Source organism: Acinetobacter sp. SM1B, assembly GCF_003289665.1.
Classification (GTDB): Bacteria; Pseudomonadota; Gammaproteobacteria; order Pseudomonadales; family Moraxellaceae; genus Acinetobacter; species Acinetobacter schindleri.
The window spans coordinates 607915-629837 of record NZ_QMBM01000001.1 but is presented as its reverse complement, the minus strand read 5'-3'; the positions used below and the strand labels follow the sequence as shown (position 1 = coordinate 629837).

Annotated in this window: 15 protein-coding genes; 7 read left to right on the top strand and 8 right to left on the bottom strand. The window is 42.3% G+C overall.

Going from position 1 to position 21923, the window contains the following annotated elements; translation table 11 throughout:
• Nucleotides 1-34: 34 nt before the first annotated feature.
• On the bottom strand, nucleotides 35-751 hold the full coding sequence (gene bfmR / locus C8322_RS03000; protein ID WP_004785097.1) for a response regulator transcription factor BfmR: 717 nt from the start codon (nucleotides 749-751) through the stop codon (nucleotides 35-37).
• A gap of 536 nt (nucleotides 752-1287) precedes the next feature.
• Here bfmR and C8322_RS02995 point away from each other — a divergent pair.
• The 3 genes from C8322_RS02995 to C8322_RS02985 all read left to right on the top strand — a co-directional run bounded on the left by C8322_RS02995 (nucleotide 1288) and on the right by C8322_RS02985 (nucleotide 6311).
• Nucleotides 1288-4122: a ribonucleoside-diphosphate reductase subunit alpha gene (locus C8322_RS02995; protein ID WP_111810373.1), complete on the top strand. Its 2835-nt coding sequence runs from the start codon at nucleotides 1288-1290 to the stop codon at nucleotides 4120-4122.
• A gap of 334 nt (nucleotides 4123-4456) precedes the next feature.
• Nucleotides 4457-4735 (top strand): hypothetical protein, encoded by a 279-nt coding sequence (locus C8322_RS02990; protein ID WP_004814665.1) that lies wholly within the window; start codon nucleotides 4457-4459, stop codon nucleotides 4733-4735.
• A gap of 292 nt (nucleotides 4736-5027) precedes the next feature.
• Nucleotides 5028-6311 (top strand): ribonucleotide-diphosphate reductase subunit beta, encoded by a 1284-nt coding sequence (locus tag C8322_RS02985; RefSeq protein ID WP_111810372.1) that lies wholly within the window; start codon nucleotides 5028-5030, stop codon nucleotides 6309-6311.
• 106 nt (nucleotides 6312-6417) lie between these two features.
• On the opposite strand, the gene arsC is transcribed toward C8322_RS02985, so the two are convergent.
• Nucleotides 6418-6846 (bottom strand): arsenate reductase (glutaredoxin), encoded by a 429-nt coding sequence (arsC, locus tag C8322_RS02980; protein ID WP_076754100.1) that lies wholly within the window; start codon nucleotides 6844-6846, stop codon nucleotides 6418-6420.
• Nucleotides 6847-6929: 83 nt separating this feature from the next.
• On the opposite strand from arsC, the gene C8322_RS02975 reads away from it, so the two are divergent.
• Genes C8322_RS02975 through arsH form a run of 3 tightly spaced genes read left to right on the top strand, consistent with a single transcriptional unit; the run spans nucleotide 6930 to nucleotide 9007 of the window.
• On the top strand, nucleotides 6930-7247 hold the full coding sequence (locus tag C8322_RS02975) for a metalloregulator ArsR/SmtB family transcription factor (RefSeq protein WP_076754102.1): 318 nt from the start codon (nucleotides 6930-6932) through the stop codon (nucleotides 7245-7247).
• Nucleotides 7248-7257: 10 nt separating this feature from the next.
• The gene (gene arsB / locus C8322_RS02970; protein ID WP_111810371.1) at nucleotides 7258-8298 is read left to right on the top strand and encodes an ACR3 family arsenite efflux transporter; all 1041 of its coding nucleotides are present in this window, start codon (nucleotides 7258-7260) and stop codon (nucleotides 8296-8298) included.
• A gap of 4 nt (nucleotides 8299-8302) precedes the next feature.
• A complete protein-coding gene (gene arsH, locus C8322_RS02965) occupies nucleotides 8303-9007 on the top strand; it encodes an arsenical resistance protein ArsH (protein WP_004891642.1) in 705 nt (234 codons plus the stop codon).
• Between the two features lie 101 nt (nucleotides 9008-9108).
• Here the strand turns inward: arsH and C8322_RS02960 are convergent, their stop codons facing one another.
• The 6 genes from C8322_RS02960 to C8322_RS02935 form a co-directional block, all read right to left on the bottom strand.
• A complete protein-coding gene (locus C8322_RS02960; RefSeq protein WP_004891639.1) occupies nucleotides 9109-11268 on the bottom strand; it encodes a TonB-dependent receptor in 2160 nt (719 codons plus the stop codon).
• A 233-nt stretch (nucleotides 11269-11501) separates the two neighbouring features.
• Complete coding sequence (locus C8322_RS02955) at nucleotides 11502-13904, bottom strand: glucose/quinate/shikimate family membrane-bound PQQ-dependent dehydrogenase (protein ID WP_004891636.1); 2403 nt, start codon at nucleotides 13902-13904, stop codon at nucleotides 11502-11504.
• A gap of 160 nt (nucleotides 13905-14064) precedes the next feature.
• Nucleotides 14065-15324 carry a carbohydrate porin gene (locus tag C8322_RS02950; protein WP_004891634.1) on the bottom strand — a complete coding sequence of 420 codons (1260 nt, stop codon included), beginning with the start codon at nucleotides 15322-15324 and terminating at the stop codon, nucleotides 14065-14067.
• 393 nt (nucleotides 15325-15717) lie between these two features.
• Nucleotides 15718-18129, bottom strand: a complete 2412-nt coding sequence (locus C8322_RS02945; RefSeq protein WP_111810370.1) for a BapA/Bap/LapF family large adhesin — start codon at nucleotides 18127-18129, stop codon at nucleotides 15718-15720.
• On the bottom strand, nucleotides 18083-19687 hold the full coding sequence (locus C8322_RS02940) for a GA-like domain-containing protein (RefSeq protein WP_111810369.1): 1605 nt from the start codon (nucleotides 19685-19687) through the stop codon (nucleotides 18083-18085). The genes C8322_RS02945 and C8322_RS02940 overlap by 47 nt, the downstream gene beginning before the upstream one ends.
• 536 nt (nucleotides 19688-20223) lie before the next feature.
• Nucleotides 20224-20874, bottom strand: coding sequence for an HAD-IA family hydrolase (locus tag C8322_RS02935; RefSeq protein WP_108676005.1), 651 nt, complete (start codon nucleotides 20872-20874; stop codon nucleotides 20224-20226).
• Between the two features lie 93 nt (nucleotides 20875-20967).
• On the opposite strand from C8322_RS02935, the gene C8322_RS02930 reads away from it, so the two are divergent.
• Nucleotides 20968-21738 (top strand): hydroxymethylpyrimidine/phosphomethylpyrimidine kinase, encoded by a 771-nt coding sequence (locus tag C8322_RS02930; RefSeq protein WP_108675454.1) that lies wholly within the window; start codon nucleotides 20968-20970, stop codon nucleotides 21736-21738.
• Nucleotides 21739-21923 lie beyond the last annotated feature (185 nt).

Genomic DNA, 21923 nt, shown 5'->3' with positions numbered 1-21923 from the left:
TTATCCTGTTTATTCAGGCGGCTAAAGGCACCGATTAGATACCGTTAGTTTCTTTGACGAATAGATAACCTTTACTACGTACTGTTTTAATACGTTTTGGATTTTCAGGATCGTCACCAATCTTTGGACGAATGCGTGAGATACGCACATCAATTGAACGGTCTTGGCCGTCATATTCGATGCCGCGTAAACGCTCAAAGATATCTTCACGTGACAAGATGCGACCCGCATTTGAAGCCAGCAGCCACAACAGGTCATATTCTGCACTGGTAAAGTCAACCAGCTCACCATTCAAGGTCACTGAACGACCACCATTGTCGATGACCAGGTCATCAAATTCGATGCGCTGAGCCACTTCATCCTCAGGCACTTTGTCGGTACGGCGTAATAAAGCACGAATACGAGCCAGCAGGACACGCGGCTGAACCGGTTTAGCGACATAGTCGTCTGCACCCATTTCCAGACCTAAGACCTGATCCATATCTTCAGTACGTGCAGTCAGCATTAAAATCGGTTGATGATAATGTGGACGAACTTCACGACAGATGGTCAAACCATCAGCACCTGGCAACATGACATCTAGAACCACCATGTCTGGTTGCTCAGCAATAATACGACGAATAGCACGGTTGCCATCCGGCTCTACCCCAACCTCAAGACCATTACGGATGAGGTATTCTTGTGTTAAACGAGCAAGACGCTCATCATCTTCAACAATTAGAATTTTAGGTAACTTTTCTTCTTGGCTCATGTGTTGCCCCTTTATTTGATGGACGTATGCTACGGACGTATCCTTTTGAAATCCAATAGATACGTTTTTAATATGCTTGCAATATACACACGTTTACATTGTAAACAAGATAGCGTTCACCAAACCAATACATCAAAGTAGCATTTTGTAATATTTTATCGTGCACATTTCACTCGAATGTGCATTTAACTACCGTTTATCGGCTTATTTGCATCGATTACAGCTAAATCTGAACAAAATGTGACTAGTTGATTCAGGCCTTTTTAGTTATCCACAATGTTATCTATAAGCACTTTTTGCCAGCTTTGATATGCTATGCTTTGCCGGATAAGGCTTATGCAAGAATCAATAAAAATTGAGAAAAATATTTAGCAAAATGTCAATATTGATCTACCCTAAATTTTCCCGTATCTTGTGTTCAATTGATTTTATAACCACTAGGTCTTGTGTTTATTCCTCGAACACTGTGGCACGATTTTTGCCCAGTTCAAACGGTCCATAAACATAAAAATAGATGACAATGGAGCTATGCTAACATGAGCGTAATCACGTCCACTCCGGGTCAACTTCAGGTGATTAAACGCACCGGTGATGTTGCCGCTTTTGATGCAGAAAAAATTTCTGTTGCAATTGGAAAAGCATTTTTGGCAGTAGAAGGCCAGCAAAGTGCAGATTCGAGCCGTATACACGACCGTATCGAACAATTAACGGAAATGGTTCTGAATACATTCAAACGCCGTTTACCATCGGGTGGCACGATCCATATCGAAGAAATTCAGGATCAGGTTGAACTTGCGCTGATGCGTACTGGCGAACAGAAAGTTGCACGTGCCTATGTCATCTACCGTGAACAACGTTCTGAAGCACGCAAACAGTTAGGTGCCAACCATCACCCTACACTGCAAGTGACTGATGCAGAAGGCAAGTTAAAACCGCTTGACTTAAGCGAATTGACTGCGACTGTAACTCGCGCTGCTGAAGGCCTTGAAGGGATCGACGTACAGGCGATTGTCGATGAGACCGTAAAAAACCTTTATAACGGCGTAAAAGAGTCTGACATCTCTACAACAATGATGATGGCGACTCGTACTCGTATTGAGCAAGAACCTAACTATACTTATGTGACTGCACGTCTGTTGCGTGATGACCTGGTGGCGACCGGTTTAGATTTCTTGGGTCTATCCACTGATACCAATGAAGGTGATGCGCTGGAAACTTATCTGAAAAAAGGGATTGAGCTAGAACTTCTTTCACCTGAACTTCTTAACTTTGACCTGACTAAATTGGCTGCAGCGATTCAACCAGAACGCTCTAACCAGTTTACTTATCTAGGTCTGCAAACATTATTTGACCGTTATTTCATCCACTCGGATGGCGTACGTTTCGAATTACCACAATTATTCTTTATGCGTGTTTCAATGGGTTTGGCCCTGAACGAAGAAAACCGTGAAGAGCGTGCAATCGAGTTCTATAACCTGTTATCTAGTTTCGACTACATGGCATCGACGCCGACCCTGTTTAACTCAGGTACGTTACGTCCACAGTTGTCTAGCTGCTACTTAACTACGATTGATGATGACCTGTTTGACATCTATGGCGCGATGCGTGATAACGCAATGCTGTCTAAATGGGCGGGCGGTTTAGGGAATGACTGGACACCAGTTCGTGCGCTGAACTCATACATCAAAGGTACAAATGGTAAATCACAAGGTGTGGTTCCGTTCCTGAAAGTAGCGAACGATACAGCTGTTGCAGTAAACCAAGGTGGTAAGCGTAAAGGTGCAGTATGTGCTTATCTTGAAACTTGGCACCTGGACATCGAAGAATTCCTGGAACTGCGTAAGAACACCGGTGATGACCGTCGTCGTACGCATGACATGAACACAGCGAACTGGGTTCCTGACCTGTTCATGCAACGTGTATTCGAAGATGCGGAATGGACACTGTTCACGCCTTCTGAAACACCTGATCTACATGACTTAACAGGTGCAGAATTCGCTAAGCGTTATGCTTACTACGAAAGCATTGCCAAAGAAACAAACATGTTGCACAAGAAAATCCGTGCAAAAGATTTGTGGCGCAAAATGCTGTCGATGCTGTTTGAAACTGGTCACCCGTGGATCACATTCAAAGACGTATGTAACCTGCGTTCACCACAGCAACACGTAGGCGTGGTTCACTCTTCTAACCTATGTACAGAAATTACGCTGAACACCAGCAAAGAAGAAATCGCGGTATGTAACCTGGGTTCGATCAACCTGGTACAACACGTTCAAGGCGGTGTACTTGATCGTGAAAAACTGGCACGTACAGTTAAAACTGCGGTTCGTATGCTGGACAACGTGATTGACATTAACTACTACGCTGTTCCTCAAGCACGTAATTCAAACCTGAAACACCGTCCAGTTGGTATGGGTATCATGGGCTTCCAGGATGCGCTATACGAAATGAACCTTGCTTATGGTTCTGATGCTGCGGTTGAGTTTGCTGATGAATCAATGGAAGTGATTTCTTACTACGCGATTTCAACTTCAAGTGATCTTGCTGTTGAACGTGGTACGTATGAAACATTCAAAGGTTCATTGTGGGATCAAGGTATTTTACCAATCGACTCACTTGACCTGGTTGCGAAAACTCGTCCAGAACGCATGTTCGAAGTGGACCGTACACAACGTCTGGACTGGGATACTTTACGTGCCAAAGTTCAAAAAGACGGTATGCGTAACTCGAATGTGATGGCGATTGCTCCGACTGCAACAATTTCAAATATTTGTGGCGTGTCTCAATCAATCGAGCCAACCTTCCAGAACCTGTATGTGAAATCGAACCTGTCTGGTGAATTCACCGTGATTAACCCATACCTGGTACGTGCGTTGAAAGAACGTGGTCTTTGGGATGCAGTCATGGTCAACGACCTGAAACATTTCGAAGGTTCTGTGCAGAAGATTTCCCGTATTCCTGAAGAGCTAAAAGCGATCTTCGCGACTGCATTTGAAGTTGAAACTCGCTGGATCGTAGATGCTGCTTCACGTCGTCAAAAATGGATCGACCAGGCTCAGTCTCTGAACCTTTACATCGCTGGTGCAAACGGTAAGAAACTGGACATCACTTACAAGATGGCTTGGTTACGTGGTCTTAAGACAACTTATTACCTACGTGCATTGGGTGCGACTTCTGCTGAGAAATCAACGATTAATACTGGCGCACTAAATGCTGTTAAAGCGACTGCAACTGCAGCGCCTGTTGCGGCAGTCGCTCCAGCAGTTGAAGCAAAACCTGAAGTTCCTGCTGAGGAAGAAGGTTTTGCAAATGCAGCACCAGTACCAATGGCATGTTCAATTGACAACCCTGATTGTGAGGCTTGTCAGTAATCTGACAGGTTTTAAATCCTCCCCGACCCTCCTTTAATAAAGGAGGGAGAAATTCCCCCTTTTATAAAGGGGGATTTAGGGGGATTAAAAATTTTGGATTAATTATTTAAATAGTTAATTCAACTCGAAGGTAAAGTAATTCCTACTACTAAACCCAAGAGACAAATTTTAGACATAAAAAAAGGGAATCTTCCTACAGATCCCCTTTCTAGTCTAAGAAGCGAGTTCTTCGACATATTGCTTCGCAAAAAGCAGGTAAATAATCGCCTGATCTCGCAATATCGTCAAGGACTTTTAAGTAAAACTGTCCAACATATATGCGAGGTAAAGCAAAATGACAGTTTATTCTGTAAGTTATGACTTAAATAAAGCAGGTCAAAATTACAAAGATTTAATCGCTGAAATTAAAAGTTTCAATGGTTATTGCAAGGTAATGGATTCATATTGGTCCGTTTGCTCTAATGGTAATGCTTCTGCAGTATCAGAAAGACTTAAAAAACATATGGACAACAATGACTCTTTATTAGTCATAGAAACTTCAACCAATCGACAAGGTTGGTTAAATAAAGATATTTGGGACTGGCTGAAGCAGCATCAAACTAATTCAGCTTGATACCAATAAAAGGAAACCACCATGCCGCATATGACTCACAATTACCTGTTAGGACTTGTGGCACTGGTCGTTTCCTTTGTACTTACCTTTTATTTGCCAATTGCCTATTTTTGGTTAAAGGCTCATAAATCGCGCAAGCAAAATAAGTAGTGGGGATTTTTGCTCTTCCGTACAAAAGCAGAGCAGTCATCGACAAAACTTAATTTTGCTTACATAAATTGAGCGTATAGTAGGACATTTCAGCGAGGCTGAATGTCTAATAAAAGATATAAGCATCGAAGAGAGAACTGATATGTCTATCTTAAGTTGGGACGATTTCGAAGATGATTCGCAAAAACCAGCTGCACAAACACAGCAGCCTGCGCCCGTCGAGCCGCAAAAAGCGTCTAATTCACAGGTGGTACCTGATGCAAGCAACACATCGTCGGATGTGGCAGCTGTACAACCCCTTAGAGCCACTCAAAACCGAGGATCAAATCCAACCGATTCGCTGGCAAGAGCATCTGCTTCCCTAGAGCAGCTTGATGTTGCTCCAGGCTTGGAAGAGCTTGAAATGGGCGCGCAACGTGTACAAGTTGACGACAAGGCAATGATTAACTGTCGTGCGGACTTGAACCAGCTTGTTCCATTCAAATACGAATGGGCTTGGCAGAAATATCTGGACGGTTGTGCAAACCACTGGATGCCGCAAGAAGTGAATATGAACCACGACATCGCGCTATGGAAGTCTGAAAATGGCTTGACTGAAGATGAACGTACCATCGTGATGCGTTCACTTGGTTTCTTCTCGACTGCGGATTCACTAGTTGCAAACAACCTGGTACTGGCGATTTACCGTCACATTACCAACCCTGAATGCCGTCAATATATCCTGCGTCAGGCATTTGAAGAAGCGATTCACACGCATGCGTACCAATACTGTATCGAATCTTTAGGTATGGATGAAGGCGAAGTCTTCAACATGTACCGCGAAGTACCGTCAGTTGCACGTAAAGCGGCGTGGGGCTTGAAATATACGCAACAGTTAAGCGATCCAACATTTAAAACTGGAACGCCTGAAAACGACCAGATTTTGCTTCGCAACCTGATCGCGTTCTACTGTGTACTTGAAGGGATCTTCTTCTACTGCGGTTTCAGCCAGATTCTGTCGATGGGTCGTCGTAACAAGATGAATGGTGTTGCCGAGCAATTCCAGTACATCCTGCGTGATGAATCAATGCACCTGAACTTCGGTATCGATATGATCAACCAGATCAAGATCGAAAACCCGGGTTTATGGACCACTGAGTTCCAGGAAGAAATCATCCAGATGATTCTTGAAGGTACCATGCTAGAAATCGAATACGCACGTGACACGATGCCACGCGGTGTATTAGGTATGAATGCTGGCATGATGGAAGAATACCTAAAGTTCATTGCGAACCGTCGACTGGCACAGTTGGGCTTGCCTGAACAGTTCGCTGGTGTGAACAACCCGTTCCAGTGGATGTCAGAGATGATGGACTTGCGTAAAGAAAAGAATTTCTTCGAGACGCGTGTTACGGATTATCAGACTGGCGGTGCGTTAAGCTGGTAAGGCTTAGCTTAAAATGACCCGATATCTGTCATTTTAGCTTTAAATAAAAAGCCACCCTTGCGGTGGCTTTTTTGTGATCTGAGCGATCGACTTTAAATCCCGCGATTTATTTCAATCTCTTCCCTGCTTCATCAATGATCATTTCCCCGTCTTCCTTGCTAAAAGCTGCGCGCTGCGGAGCGGAAAGAATATCTAAAACAACTTCTGATGGTCGACACAATCTCACACCCAGTTCAGTCACCACAAATGGACGATTAATTAAAATCGGATGTTGCAGCATGAAATCAATCAGTTGATGATCTGTCCAATCACTGCTTTCCAAATTGAGTTCTTCATACGGCTTCACATTTTTACGAATCGCTTCACGTACCGACAGACCCGCATCCTGGATTAACTGAATCAGCTCTTCTTTGGTCGGTGGTGTTTTCAGATATTCAATCACCTGTGGTTCCTCACCGGTATTACGGATCAAGGCCAAAGTATTTCGGGAGGTTCCACATTCGGGATTATGATAAATCTTGATCTTTTGCGACATGACTTTTCTCAATACAGAAACAATATTGCTTTTATATATGGATATCCGTATATTCGCAATAATAAATATATCAGGATATCGCGATGCATCAGACCGATTTTTTCAAATGTCTTGCCGATTCAACACGTTTAGATATTTTAAAGCTGGTCATGGCCAAACAGAATGTCTGCGTCTGTGAATTCACAGAACAATTAAATCTAAGCCAGCCTAAAATTTCCCGTCATCTGGCTTTATTGAGAAATCTGGGTGTGTTGCTGGATCAACGCCAAGGGCAATGGGTTTATTACCGTTTAAATCCGGATTTGCCGGTCTGGGCAAATGAAATATTAAAAGTCATCGCACAAGATCCGGAAATTCAAAAATTAAAATCTACTATTTCAACACCTTGCGAAGTATCCTGAGTCCAATATCATGTCTGCTTCAAAAATGTCATTTTTAGATAAAAATCTGACCCTCTGGATTTTTATCGCCATGCTGCTGGGGATCGGGATTGGGGTTTTCTTTCCTCAGGCGTCGATTGCTTTAGACCGGATGAGTATTGATTCGGTCAGTATTCCGATTGCCATCGGTCTGATTATCATGATGTATCCGCCACTTGCCAAAGTGGACTATGCCACCTTGCCGCAGGTATTTAAGGATAAACGCACGCTCACCCTGTCTCTGCTTCAAAACTGGCTGATTGCACCCTGCCTGATGTTTGCATTGGCGCTGATTTTTCTGCAATCCTATCCTGAATATATGACGGGTGTCATCCTGATCGGCTTGGCGCGTTGTATTGCCATGGTGCTGGTCTGGAATGGTCTGGCGTGCGGCGATAATCAGTATGTGGCCGGACTGGTGGCATTTAACAGTATTTTCCAGATCCTGTTTTTCAGTAGCTATGCCTGGCTGTTTTTGACCTTCTTGCCGCCTTATTTTGGTGTTGAAGCACAGGTGATTGATGTCAGCTTCTGGACGATTACCCACGCGGTTCTGGTTTATCTGGGCATTCCATTTTTGCTAGGCTTTTTGACGCGTCTGATTCTGGTTAAGCAAAAAGGTCTGGCATGGTATCAAACGCAGTTTATTCCAAAAATCAGCCCGCTCAGCCTGCTGGCTCTGTTGTTTACCATTGTTGCCATGTTTAGCCTTAAAGGCGGCGATGTGGTCAGCCTGCCACTGGATGTACTCAGAATCGCCATTCCCTTGACCATTTATTTCGTGGTGATGTTCTTTATCAGCTTCTTTATGAGCAAGTGGATGGGCAATGATTATCCTAAAACTGCGGCCATTTCTTTTACCGCAGCGGGAAACAATTTTGAACTGGCGCTGGCCGTTGCGATTGCCACTTTTGGTCTCGCCTCCCCTGTGGCATTCACCACCCTGATTGGCCCTCTGGTTGAAGTTCCAGTTCTGATTGCGCTGGTCAGCCTTTCATTATGGCTAAGAAAAAAAGTGTTTAAAGAGGCATAACCCGATGGATCTCCCGAATATCAATGTGAATCTGCTAGAAACACCGACACTGGACAAAGTTCAGGCCAAAGCACTGGATCATCCACCCCGTATTCTGCTGCTATATGGTTCAAACCGTGAACGGTCCTACAGTCGCCTCGCCGTTCAGGAAGCCGGCCGGATACTGGAATATTTTGGCGCCGAGGTTAGAATCTTCCATCCCAAAGGATTACCCTTACCTGAAGATGCAGATACGAATCATCCTAAGGTAAAAGAACTGCATGAGCTTTTGGCCTGGTCAGAAGGCATGGTCTGGTGTTCACCGGAACGTCATGGTTCGATGAGTTCGATTTTAAAAGCCCAAATTGACTGGATTCCTCTGGCAGCTGGTGCAATTCGTGCCACTCAAGGCAAGACACTGGCCGTGATGCAGGTTTGTGGTGGTTCACAATCCTTTAATGCAGTGAATCAGTTGCGTGTTTTAGGACGCTGGATGCGGATGATCACCATTCCAAATCAGTCTTCTGTACCCAAAGCTTTCCTTGAGTTTGAGGAAGATGGGCGCATGAAAGCATCACCTTATTACAACCGCATTGTGGATGTGATGGAAGAACTCTACAAGTTCACCCTGCTCACTCGCGGTCAGTCTGCTTATCTCACCGATCGATATTCTGAACGGGTGGAAAGTGCCGAGGAATTATCAAAACGAGTGAATCAGAAAACGATTTAGTTTTATCTCAAATCAACTGGTCAAAGCTTAAATATAAAAAAATCCCGCTCAGGAAGCGGGATTTTTTATTTTGAAAATTGAGCAGCCACAAATTATTTTAATTAAAACGCTTTGGTTATACTCAATCCGGCACTCCAGTTTCGCCCTTCTGCCGGCTCATAGAAACGACCATTGCTTTCATTGACGATGACTGAACCTGAATAGTCTTTATCAAACAAATTATCTACACGCGCAAAAGTTTTGACAGACCAGTCTTTCATATTCCAGTTATAGCCAACACTGGCACCGGCAATGGTATAACTTGGCGCATACTGTGAATTAATGTCGTTGACATAAATACGGTCTGAATAACGTACATCTAAACCCGCATTTAAGCCATTTTCAGGTTTCCAGCCTAAACCAAGAAAAGCCTGATTTTTAGCAATACCCGGAATGTAGTTACCGGATGCCACTCTAGATACTACAATCTCTCCTTCATCATTAAGAATTGCAGGAATATCTGCATCAAAAGTTGCATCTATATAGCTATAACTGGCTTGAGCAGTGAGATCACGCCAGAGGTCTTTACTCCAGGAAAGTTCTAGCCCTTTTCTTAAGGTTTTATCTGCATTACGGAAAGTAGAGCGACCATTATCATTGCCTGCAGACACAATGTCATTTTCAGTCTGGGTCTGGAAAGCGGCTGCAGTAAAGTCACCGAAGCGATTAGCAGCCTTTAAGCCAATTTCATAAGTTTCACTTTCTGCCGCATTTAAGCTCAAGCTGTTATTACTGTTATCCGCTGGATAGGCCATTTCTGTAAAAGTTGGTGTTTCAAAGCCTTGGGCATAGCTGGTATAGGCCATCAATTCGGGTAGAATCTGCCAGCTTAGCGCGGCTGAAGGCAGTAATTTCTCATAAGTGGTTTTACCTGAATTATCGCCATTACTTAAGTAATGATCATCAGATTTAAAATGCACATTGCTATAACGCAAGCCTGCGTCTAAAGTCCAGTCTGGCACAAAGTTATAAGATATCTGTAAATAAGGGTCTGCATTCCATAAGGTATTGTCTTCATTACGACGTAATTCACCTTTAACACCTAAAGTATTACCCACAAAATTTTGATAGCCTTTCCGCTCTTCGGTCATGGCATCTACGGCGACACCAGCAATCAGTTTGGTATTTGGCAGAATCTCTCGCCCTGTCCAACGCAAGTCAGTCCCATAAAACTGACGGTCAAAATCAATTACCCCACCTGGATGTTTAGCAGCTAATTGACTAGTATCTGGCACACAAATGTTATTTTCAAATCTACATTTAGGAATAGACTGATATTGGGTAACCTCACGCTGCCCCCAATACGCCATACCGTACAATTCATGCTGATCATCAATAGGTTTGTTCCAGGTTAAACCTGTTTGAAACTGTTCAATCTCTTTTCGGGCGTTATAAAGCAGCACATTATTTGCAACCTGTTTAGGATTTTCTCGCCATTGCTCACGGTTTAAACCACCCGGGTCATCGGCAGAAATTTTGACATAGTTGTTGATCCAGTTAATCTTAGAACCATCGTCCAGCTCCCAGGTCAGCTTGGCATTATTCAGGACTTTATGCGCACTGCTGTGGTCACGGTAGCCGTCCGTATCAAAATAGGATGAACTGATAACATAACTTGGCTCAGAAGCATTGTCCGCACCGCCTTGCAGCACCAGATTGGTTTGGCCTTTATTTTGACTGCCACCTGAATATCCTAAAGTGACTGAATCAGGTCCTTGCCCTTCACGGCTTTGTGTCAGGATGGTTCCGCCAGAAGAATTACCATATAGCGAGGAAAATGGACCACTCAGCACTTCAATATGATCCAGACTATTCAGGTCAATATTCGAGGTTTGCCCCTGCCCATCCGGCATAGTCGCAGGAATACCGTCCACATATAAACGTACTCCTCGCACACCGAAAGTCGAGCGTGCGCCGAAGCCCCGCATTGAGATCTGTAAATCCTGAGCGTAATTTTCGCGGTTATTCAGCTGCAACCCTGGTACACCTTTTAAGGTTTCAGAGAGATTTACATTCAGGCTATTTTGCTGACTCTGACTCAGGTAATAAGCTGAAGCCGGGGTGTTTAGCAATGTACGGTCAGTACGGGTTGCTTCAACCACGATGGGTGCCAGTCGCTGTATCTCCGTCACTGGTTCTTCCGCATGAATGCCTTGACTGATACAGACGATCAGGTAGGACAATGTTGATTTCATCGGTAACCGTCTTATATGAAGGTACATAACTTATATTCCTGAAGTCTGGCGTCTATGCATGTCATGGAAGCCAAAATATTTATAAAGTGTTTTTTGCTGTATCTCGAATGCTCAGCAGCATGAGATCAGTGCATCATGTTTATAAACATGCTCATCTGACCAATCATGATTTGCTGCTTAAGATTCATTGTTATAACAGCCTGTATTCTGCATAAAAAAGCCTGACGAATCAGGCTTTTTTACTTAACTACAAAACTTCATTATTTGTTGTCTGGTAATGCATAGGCCACTAAAGAGTCGCCCATTTTGGTACCGAAGGAACCATGACCACCCGCCATAATTACTACGTACTGTTTACCGTTGGCTTCATAAGTCATTGGAGTGGCTTGACCACCTGCTGGCAGACGACCTTTCCATAACTCATCCCCATTGTTTACGTTAATGGCACGGATATAGTTATCCTGAGTTGCACCAACAAACATCACATTACCCGCAGTCGAAATTGGACCACCGAGCATTGGCACACCCATTTTAAATGGAGGTAATGGAATACCCGGCATACTGTCACGAATCGTACCAATACGGCGTTTCCAGGCAACTTCATGGGTGGTCAGATCTATACCCGCCACATAGCCCCATGCAGGCTGCTTACATGGCAAGCCAAATGGAGACAGGAAGGCACTGATTTCAACACCATACGGCACCCCATACATTGGCTGTACCCCCGCCTCAGTACCTGCACCTTTGGCAGTCTGCTTACGGTTCGGATCTTGCGGAATCAGACGAGATACAAATGGCAAACCAATTGGGTTGGTCAATGCAATCTGACGGTCTGGGTTCACAGACATACCGCCCCATTCGAATACCCCCAGGTTACCCGGGAAGACCAGCGTCCCGTTTTCAGAGGGTGGTGTATAAATACCGTCATAGTTCAGTTTTTTGAACGATACACGACACATTAACTGATCAAACATGGTGGCACCCCACATGTCCTTATCCGTCAATTTATCTTGAGGAGCCAGGTTGAAGTCAGAGAATGGTTGAGTTTTTGAATACCACTCACCTTTGGTTTGTGGACCACGTTTTACAGATTGAGGCACCGGTTTCTCAGTGATTGGTATAATCGCTTCACCATTACGACGGTCTAATACAAAGGCATTACCAGTCTTGGTCAGCACGTAGATGGCTGGCACCATATTCCCGTTTTTATCTTTGATATCAGTCAATGTTGGTTGAGCTGGTACGTCCATATCCCATAGGTCATGATGGGTAGTCTGGAAGTTCCAGACTAATTTACCAGTAGAGGCATTCAATGCCAGCATTGAATTGGCATAACGCTCGTCCAGTTCAGTACGATGACCACCATAGATATCTGGTGTACCGACACCTGTAGGTACATAAACAATATCCAGATTGGCATCATAAGCTAAAGGTGCCCATGCATTTGGTGAGTTATGTACAAACTTTTGCCCTGGAGCAGGAATCGCATTTGGATCTTCCGCACCCGTATCAAATACCCAGAGCAATTCACCAGTATTTACATCATAACCACGAATGACACCTGAAGGTTCTTCAGTTGAATAGTTATCTGTGGTTGAACCGGCGATGATAATGGTTGTACCTGTCACCACAGGAGGTGAAGTCGGGTTATAACCGCCTGGATATGGGAATGGCATGTCTTTTTGCAGATCGACTTCGCCGTTATTACCAAAGTCGGAACATACCTTACCTGTAGTTGCATTGACCGCCACCAAACGTCCGTCATTCACTGGTAAGATTACTTTCTGAGGACATTCGGCAGACGTTGTAGAACGAGCAGCTAGACTGCTTTCAAAACCGGTAGTGTTATTGGCATCGTAATAAGACACTCCACGGCACGTTAAATGCTGGAAGGTATTGTCCGCTTTCAGCTTAGGATCAAAACGCCATTTTTCCTTACCCGTCGCAGGATCAAGTGCAATCAGGTACTGGTGAGTGGTACACATAAACAGGTTATTACCCACTTTAATCGGGGTTACCTGATTCGTAGTTTCACCAGAATCTTTGTCCGTTTTTACATCACCGGTATGAAATTCCCAAGCCAGCTCCAGATCTTTTACGTTATCAACAGTAATCTGTTTCAATGGAGAATAACGTAGACCAGATTGAGTACGGCCATAGGCTGGCCAGTCTTCGTCAGCAATACCGGGAATAGACTGATGCACTGCAGGCTGCTGTGATTTTAACTCACCACGAATTTCTTGCGGGTCATTAAATACAGAATAGATCATTACCGCAACGGTAATTGCCAAAGTACTGGTGAGTGCAATCTTGGCACCTTTCGTCTCCCCAAAACCACGCGTCACGGCTGGAATGAGAAGTGCTAAACCGAACAGGCCTAAAATGTCTAAACGAGGTGCGAGTGCGAAGAAGTCCGAACCAACTTCCCATAGCCCCCATACCACTGTGCCTAAAATCAGCACGGCATATACGATCAGTGCTGTACTTTTCTGTTTATGTAATAACACTGCGGTCGCAATAAAGAAAATACCGGCAATGATGTAGTACCAAGACCCACCAAGTACTGCCAGGTAAATCCCTCCGATCAGTAGTACCAGACCGAAAATAACAGCAATGACTGCCATAACCGTTTTCAGTACTGAACCTGAAGACGAAGTATTCATATTGAACACCTTTATAAGATTTCTTTTCGCTCATGCAATTCGAATGCATGAGCACCATATTGTTAAGTTCTTAGTTATAAATACATACCTGAGGCATCTGTTTATCAATGCCTCAAAGTCATGGGAGATTCAATTATGTATTTGCAACTAAGAACTCTTTTTAGAAGGAGGTATTAAACTTGATACCGCCTACCCAAACGCTTTCACCGTCTTTATATGCGCCGACATGATGGACATATTGCAGGTTTGGACGGATGGTTAGCCAGTTCGTGGCATGAATGCCGTAATAGATTTCTGCATCGACTTCTTCACTACGGTTACCCAATACATCATTGTTCATATTGATCCGGCCAACACCCAAAGCGATTTCATCCTGTGGACGGGCATCCATCGCGCCTTTATACACAAGGCCAATATTTTGCATATCAGTCTTTTCATTGGTTTTGGCATCATGAAGGGTGAGATTTACGAATGCGCTGAGACCACGAGATATATCGTCTTGCTGTGCCGTCAATTGTTGCTTGGCAACAATCCAGCCACCTTGATGATGGTCTGTTTTAGTCTGGATCTCTTGAGGCGTTACACCGTCAAGAATTTTTGAATCTGCGGTACTGTAGTAATACCCGGCACGATACTCCCCTGGAAGTTTTCGCTCACCGAGTTTTGGTGTCCACACTACTTCTGCCGGAATGATCGCGCCTTTAGAGCCGTCTGTGCTCAGGTTAAAACCTTTGCCACGTTCCAGATTCTCAGGGTTATATTCATAGACGCCCACTTGGGTAAAGATTTCAGGTGTGACGTTGTATTTCACACGTGCTGCCCACTGTGATACTGGCCAGTTATACCATTGGTCACCGACCCAGTTGCCTACCTGTGAACCACACAATGCCAGGTTCTGGAAATCGCAATCAAAACTGTTAAAGTCTTCACCTTCACCAAAGCGACCAACTTTGACATCCAGTTTCTGATCCAGGAATTTTTTCTTGATCCACAAGTCAGTTAAACGCCAGGTTTGACCACGTCCCCATACTTCCTGCATCGAGCTTAAGTGTCCATCAAGCGCTTCAGCAGTATTGGATAAGTTACGACCGTTACGCTGAGTCACCGTAATTTGTGCTTCGGTATCTTTCCATCCTGCAATTTTTTCCAGATCCAGATGGGCCCCGATTGCGAACTGGTCGGCGTATTCAGTACCGTGATCAGATGAGTTTTTAGCATCAATGAGTGTTGCTACTTCACCGGTATAACCAAAACTGAAATCATAACCTTGTTGTTGAAGTTGAGTACGCTGACCATTCCAGTCGCCTAACATCCATGGATTTTCTGTACTAAGTCCATCCGCAGCATGAGTAGCAGTATTTGCCAATAGCAAAGCAGCCAAGCATGTATATACAGCCTTGGATAATTGGGAGATAGACATTAAATGTGTCGCCTTAATCACACGTTCAAGATGAATATAGTACACCTTTTTGAATTTTTCGTTTTAAATTATAGATAAAAAGTATTAGTTATGTGAACCAAATCCTTATATCTGTTGATTATTTATTATAAGCAAAATAATGAATATATTTAAAATAAATATTTAATTTATAAAAAGTTACTATAAAAGTTTTATATTTATAAGCAAGCTATTATAGAAATTTAATCAAACGGAAATATCACTTTATTTTTCTAAAATTTAATTTTTATATGAGGAAATAGTCGAATTTAAAAGATTTTTTTAATGATTGGTGATTGGTTGAAAAACCGAGAAATAGATTGAATGAGTAATAAAAAAATCCCGCATAAGGCGGGATTTTTTTCAAAAAACTATTTAATAAATGATTTGATTATTTTCTAACAGGTCTTGCAAAGTTACGTTCGTATTATTCAGAATAATCAATCCAGTATAGATACTACCACCTACCAGATTTGGACCATCTAAATCTACGCTTACTTTTACATTATTACCATCTTGCTCTAGACGAATATAACCACCCACATTTTCAGTAGTAATCGTTCCTTCATCTAGTTCTTTAAATAAACCACGTAAATCTAACGTATCACCTTCATTAAAGTTATAATCTGCCCATACATCATTACCAGAAATACTTGTATTATTACCTGCATTCGTACTAGTTAATGCCGAACCTGATAACAAGTCATATATAACTGTATCAGCACCTGTGCCTGTATTGAAGACATCATTTTCCGTCGTACTTATAGCAACAGTACCTTCAGTATTTATAATAGGATTGAAGCTAACTGTAGCCGTATCAGTTGCTCCATTCGGGCTGACTAGCTCATACTCGATCTGATCTGGTGTAATGCTATTTACATTCGACACTGGTTTTGCTGTATAGATATAATCGCCATTACCAGAAACTATCAAAGTACCTTGAGCTGTTTCAATAATTGTTGTCTCATTAAGGCTAATCTGAGTTGCACCAAATTTTAATTTAGTAGCATAGCCATCTAAACTATCTGCTCCTAAACCATTATCAGCATATAAATTACCTGTCACGATCGACTGTGATTTACTTGCATCAGTATTCTCACCAATAACGAAAGATGAACCATCCAGAGTGATAGTTACCGGAGCTGCGGAAGTTGCTGCACCTGTTATAGTAGAGCGAGCAGCTTTAGTTACCGTATATTCAAGTCTATAATTACCTGGTAACAGATTTGGGTCTGATAAATTAATGGTTGCTAGAGTTTCTGCAGCAATCACTCCAAGTGTATGAGAAGCAGTTTTTGATAGATTTGTATAACCTTCCACTGGTACGTCATCTCGATACAGAGTATAGGTAACTGTGGTATTAGCACCTGCTGTCGCAACATATCCACTTGAGATTTGTATTACTCCATTATTTAAATCACCTAAAATAAAGGTTATTGAATCTGAAGCTTCAGTCAGTTGTGTACTTCTTGCCGCTTGTGCAGTACTCACAAGCTCATGATCAATAAAGTCGATCTGTTTAGATATATTTACATCAATATCGAAATTATCATCTTGAGCATTCACATTACCACTTATATCCGGACTTATAATGTTGAAAGTTAAATTAGCTGTATTATTGGAAGGATCTGTATCATTACGATCACTAATGGTGTAAATAAAGACGTCTTGCTGACCGATATCCGATACGTTTGGTGTAGTTAGAGTATAAGTATATTGACCGCTTGAACTAATTACTAATTGACCATAATTACCTAGAATAGTTACGGACTCATTTTCTGGTATTTCTATTGTTTCACCATTTACTTCAATACGAATAACCTTTGTATTCACAGTAATGGTATCTTTTCCTGCCAGATAGTTTGTATCTTCAAATACATTACCCTGTATCTCTGAAGCAGTTACTGAACCAATTTGGGTATAATCATAATCTGTAGCAGTAGCTGTTACTCGTGTTAATAAACTAACTGTTAACACGCTAGTAGATGCCAGATAAACACGATATTCGCCTGCGTCTAAGCCTTCAGCTGTTGCTCGGAAACCGTCCGTCAAGATATCGAGATTAATTAAGGTTGCACCTTGGGCACTAGAATCAACACTCGTCCACACACCATTTTCCAATTTTTGTAAAATGATAGTTGGATTACCAAACAAGCTAAGGTCTAATAATGTAGTAACATTAAATGTGACATCCTGTTCATGACCCTCCTGAACATTAAAGCTCACTACAGGTCGTCCCAGTACATTTAAATCCAGCTCAACTAATCCTACAGTGGCAACTACAGTGCCAGAACCCTGAGCAACATTTGCAGTAATTATAGGGCTAACATTAACCTCTACATCTCTTTGATCATCTACTGCAATAGCATCAAAATTGTCTGGAATTCCATCATCATCCGCATCATTTACTGCGGGAATTGCAAGATCTAGATTATCCAAACGAGATTGAAGGTCACTTTTTATCTCTCCAGCAGGTAATAAATCTACCAGATCTCGTGCAGTTTCACGGGCTTGATCTACTTCTGCCTGAGCTATAGCCAGTTCGTCCTGTAATTCCACCAGAGCGGTTTCATATTCTTCCGGTGTGATCACACCATTGCCATTTGCATCTGCCAATTCATACAGATCAGCCTGTTTTTCAGCATACAGTGCTTCTGCTGCAACAACAGCGCCTTCTGCCTCTATTACATCATCTACACCGTTGTTATTGGCATCATTGACCGCTGGAATCTCTAAATCCTCAATCGCATCCAGACGGGCTTGTAATGTGTCNTTTTGCAGGACCATCCTCTAGTTCTGTCACAGCGTTTCGAGCAAGTCCTTTCGCTGCATCTACGATCCCTTGCAGTTCTTCTAACCTTTCTTCAGCCTGTGCATATTCTTCTGGTGTAATCAGACCATTGTCATCTGCATCTGTAAGACCATCCAAGATCTCTTGTTGTTCAGCACGTGCTGCTTCTGCTGCTGCAACCAATTCGGCAGCTGCTTCTCCTTCAAGATCTCCATCATCAATGCCATTTTCATTGGCATCATTCACCGGTGGAACTACGATATCGACAAGGTCATCCAGACGATCTTGTAGATCTTCTCTATCAGTACCAGCCGGCAATGCATTTACCGCATCTTGTGCCAGATCTTTCGCATCTTGTGCATCTTTTAAGGTATCTTCTAATGCCGTTTGTTCTTCTGGAGTGATCAGACCATCTGCATTAGCATCTCCCAGTACCTCTTCAGCTGACTGATAGGCTGCTTCAGCTGCATCAACCAAGTCATTGGCGAGATCTAATGGGTCTTCGGTACTATCATCGATGCCGTTTTCATTAGCATCATTGATCGCTGGAATCGTAATATCAGTCAAGGCATCGAGACGATCTTGGAAGCCATCTATCGCTTCTTGAACTTCTGCTGGAAGCGCATTAACTGCTGCTTGTGCATCTGCTTTGGCTTGTTGAGCTGCCTCAAGTGCATCTTCTAGTGCTGCTTGTTCTGTTGGAGTGATTAAGTTATTTGATTCAGCTACTTCCAACGCATCTACTGCATTTTGATATGCCTGCTCTGCCGCTACAACCAGACCTTCAACTGCATCTATCTGGGTATCAACCTCATCATCAATACCATTACCATCAGCATCATTCACTGGTGGTAACGTGATTGGATCATTGATGGCATCCAAGCGATCTTGCAGATCGTCTTTGTCAGCACCATCCGGTAATACATTAACTGCATCCTGTGCTTCGTTCTTGGCTTCCGCGGCTGCATCAATTGCATCTTGAACTGCTTGTTGTTCTTCAGGGGTAATTAGGCCATCTTGTTGTGCTTGTTCTAGTATTTCTAATGCATTCTGATAGGTTGTTTCAGCTTGAGATACTAGCTTTTCAGCATTATCCGCTGGATTTTGTGGTGTAGAATTATTTGAACTACTCGAACCACCCGATCCACCTACCGCAGCTGCAATTCCCCCAACAGCTAATGCTCCACCAATCCAAGGTAGTAAGTCAGTTGCCCCTCCTCCCAAGAGAGCCTCTTCAGTGATGGGGTTGTATTTAACTACATCCAGCATTTGACCTGAACTGTCGGTAAATTCCGCCCAGTACAGCTCGCCATTATTCCCTTCAAAAACAAGTAAACTTTCATTCACCGCGGGGTCGAAATAATTTTCTACAACAATTTTTTCACCGTTTTTAAGTGTGATAACTGCCGCATTTCCTTCTCTTAGAATATTGGCAACATCGTCTATTTTGACGCCAATTTTAACTACGGAATTTTGATTTAATACAACCGAATTGGTATTTAAACTTTGAATAATTTGTCCATTATTCTTAGCCAATATATCAATGCTAGCCATGAAAGAAACTCCTGAATATTCTTATGATGAGTCGTGCCGTTTATAATTTCCAACCAGCTCTTCATAGCAGGAGTAATTTCAAGTTAAAACCATAAAATAAGTAAGATTTTATCATTATTATGTAGTAATTTTAAATTGAAGTTTAATTTTATTAATTAATATAATGCAAACTATTGATTTATATTTATATACAATTTATTGATGAATGATATTAAAAAATTTATATTAATTTTATTATTATTTATTTCAATAATTTATATTAAATTATAAGTTTTTATATCCAGTTAATTGTATATTTGTAAATTAATTACACTTAACAACAAATAAGTTACTTGATTTAACACATAAATTACAAATTTATAACCAGGTTATTAATCCACTATTTAATAGCTTAAATTTAATATAATAAGTTGATAATTTAATTTACTCTTTATATAAATATGTTAATTAAATAACTGAAAAATAATCTCGATTCATAAAATATAAATCGAAATTATTTTAAATATCTAAAGGGAAGAAATTTTAAAATATAAAAATTATTTACCTAGACAATCAAAAATTTCATTAAAGCGTTGAATCTGAAATTTGGGCTCAGCTTGAGCAAATTCTTCTGGCGAACCATAGCCATAAGTGACTGCAATACTTTCTATCCCATTATGTCTAGCACCAAAAATGTCATGCTCACGATCTCCCACCATAATACAAGTAGCTGGATCTAACTGCTCTTGCTGCAAAATGTATTCGATCAGGTCGCTTTTGTTGGTACGATCACCATTTAGCTCACTGCCATAAATGCCTTCAAAATATTGATCTAGCTCAAAGTGTTCAAGAATCTGTCGTGCATAAACGGTGGGTTTAGCAGTCGCAAGAAATAGTCGATATCCATGGCGTTTGAGTTCAGCTAAAGTTTCAGCCACCTCAGGAAAGACTTTATTTTCATACAGTCCGGTGACTGCAAAACGTTCCCGATAGGCTTCTAGTGCCTGCTCTGCCAGCACGTGATTGCTTGCAACGTTCAGAATTTTAGCGAGTGAGGCTTTAAGCGGTGGTCCAATAATCCAGTCAATATTGGTATCAGGATGAATAGGATGACCAATTTTTTCCAAGCCATAACGTGCTGAAGTGGTAATCCCTACTTTAGGATCAGTTAAGGTTCCATCCAGATCAATCAGAATATTCTGAATCACCACAGTCCTCCGGTTACTTCGATGCAAATGGGTATCGAGTGTTCATGAAATTTTGCCTATACTAACGCAAATCTAGAGTTTAAGGACATCGTTTTGCGCCCTACCGTACTATGCTTTTCAGGTTTGGATCCTTCAGGTGGAGCAGGTCTCCAGGCTGATATTGAAGCTATTGGCCAAAGCGGGGCTCATGCTGCGATAGCCTGTACCGCCCTTACCATTCAGAACTCTCAACAGGTATTTGGCTTTGAAGCGACATCAAAAAGCCTATTGCTTGCACAAGCTCATGCGGTAGTCGGTGACTTGCCCATCTGTGGTGTCAAATCCGGCATGCTTGGTACTACCGACAATATTGCAGCCCTAGCCGAGTTTCTTGCTGAGCATCCTGAATATTTTTATGTGCTTGATCCGGTACTTGTCGCGAACAGTGGTGGCTCATTGGGAAATCAGGCAACCTTGGTCAAGGCTTTTACCCAATTGATCCCTCATGCAACTATTATTACACCGAACACAGTGGAATTGCGTGCACTGACAGGTGAGCAGGATCTGGAACTTGCGACACAAAAACTGTTTGCCATGGGTGCCAAAGCTATACTGGTCAAAGGAGGTCATGAGGATACTCCCGATTATATCCAGAACAGTTTATATATTCAGGGTGAACTGGTGAACCAGACCCGTTGTGCTCGTCTGGAGGGTGAATATCATGGTTCAGGCTGTTCACTGGCCAGTTTCATTGCCGGTCGTTTAGCATTAGGCGATCAGCTCAAGACTGCCGTACAGCATGCTGAAACCTGGTTATTCGGTGTATTAAAAAATGCTGAAACCCCTATACCTAATGGACAGAAAATTCCAAAACGCTTTGGTTAATACTCATTCTGCAAATAAAAAGAGCCTAAATCATTCAGGCTCTTTTTTTTATTGGAATTCAACTGAACATTGCCCTATAGTAGAGAACTTAAATAGCGAATGAATTCATATAAATAATGTCATTATAGATTTAAATGGCTTTGTTGCACAAACCTATCTGTAAAGGCTTTTTTAGCGATATAATT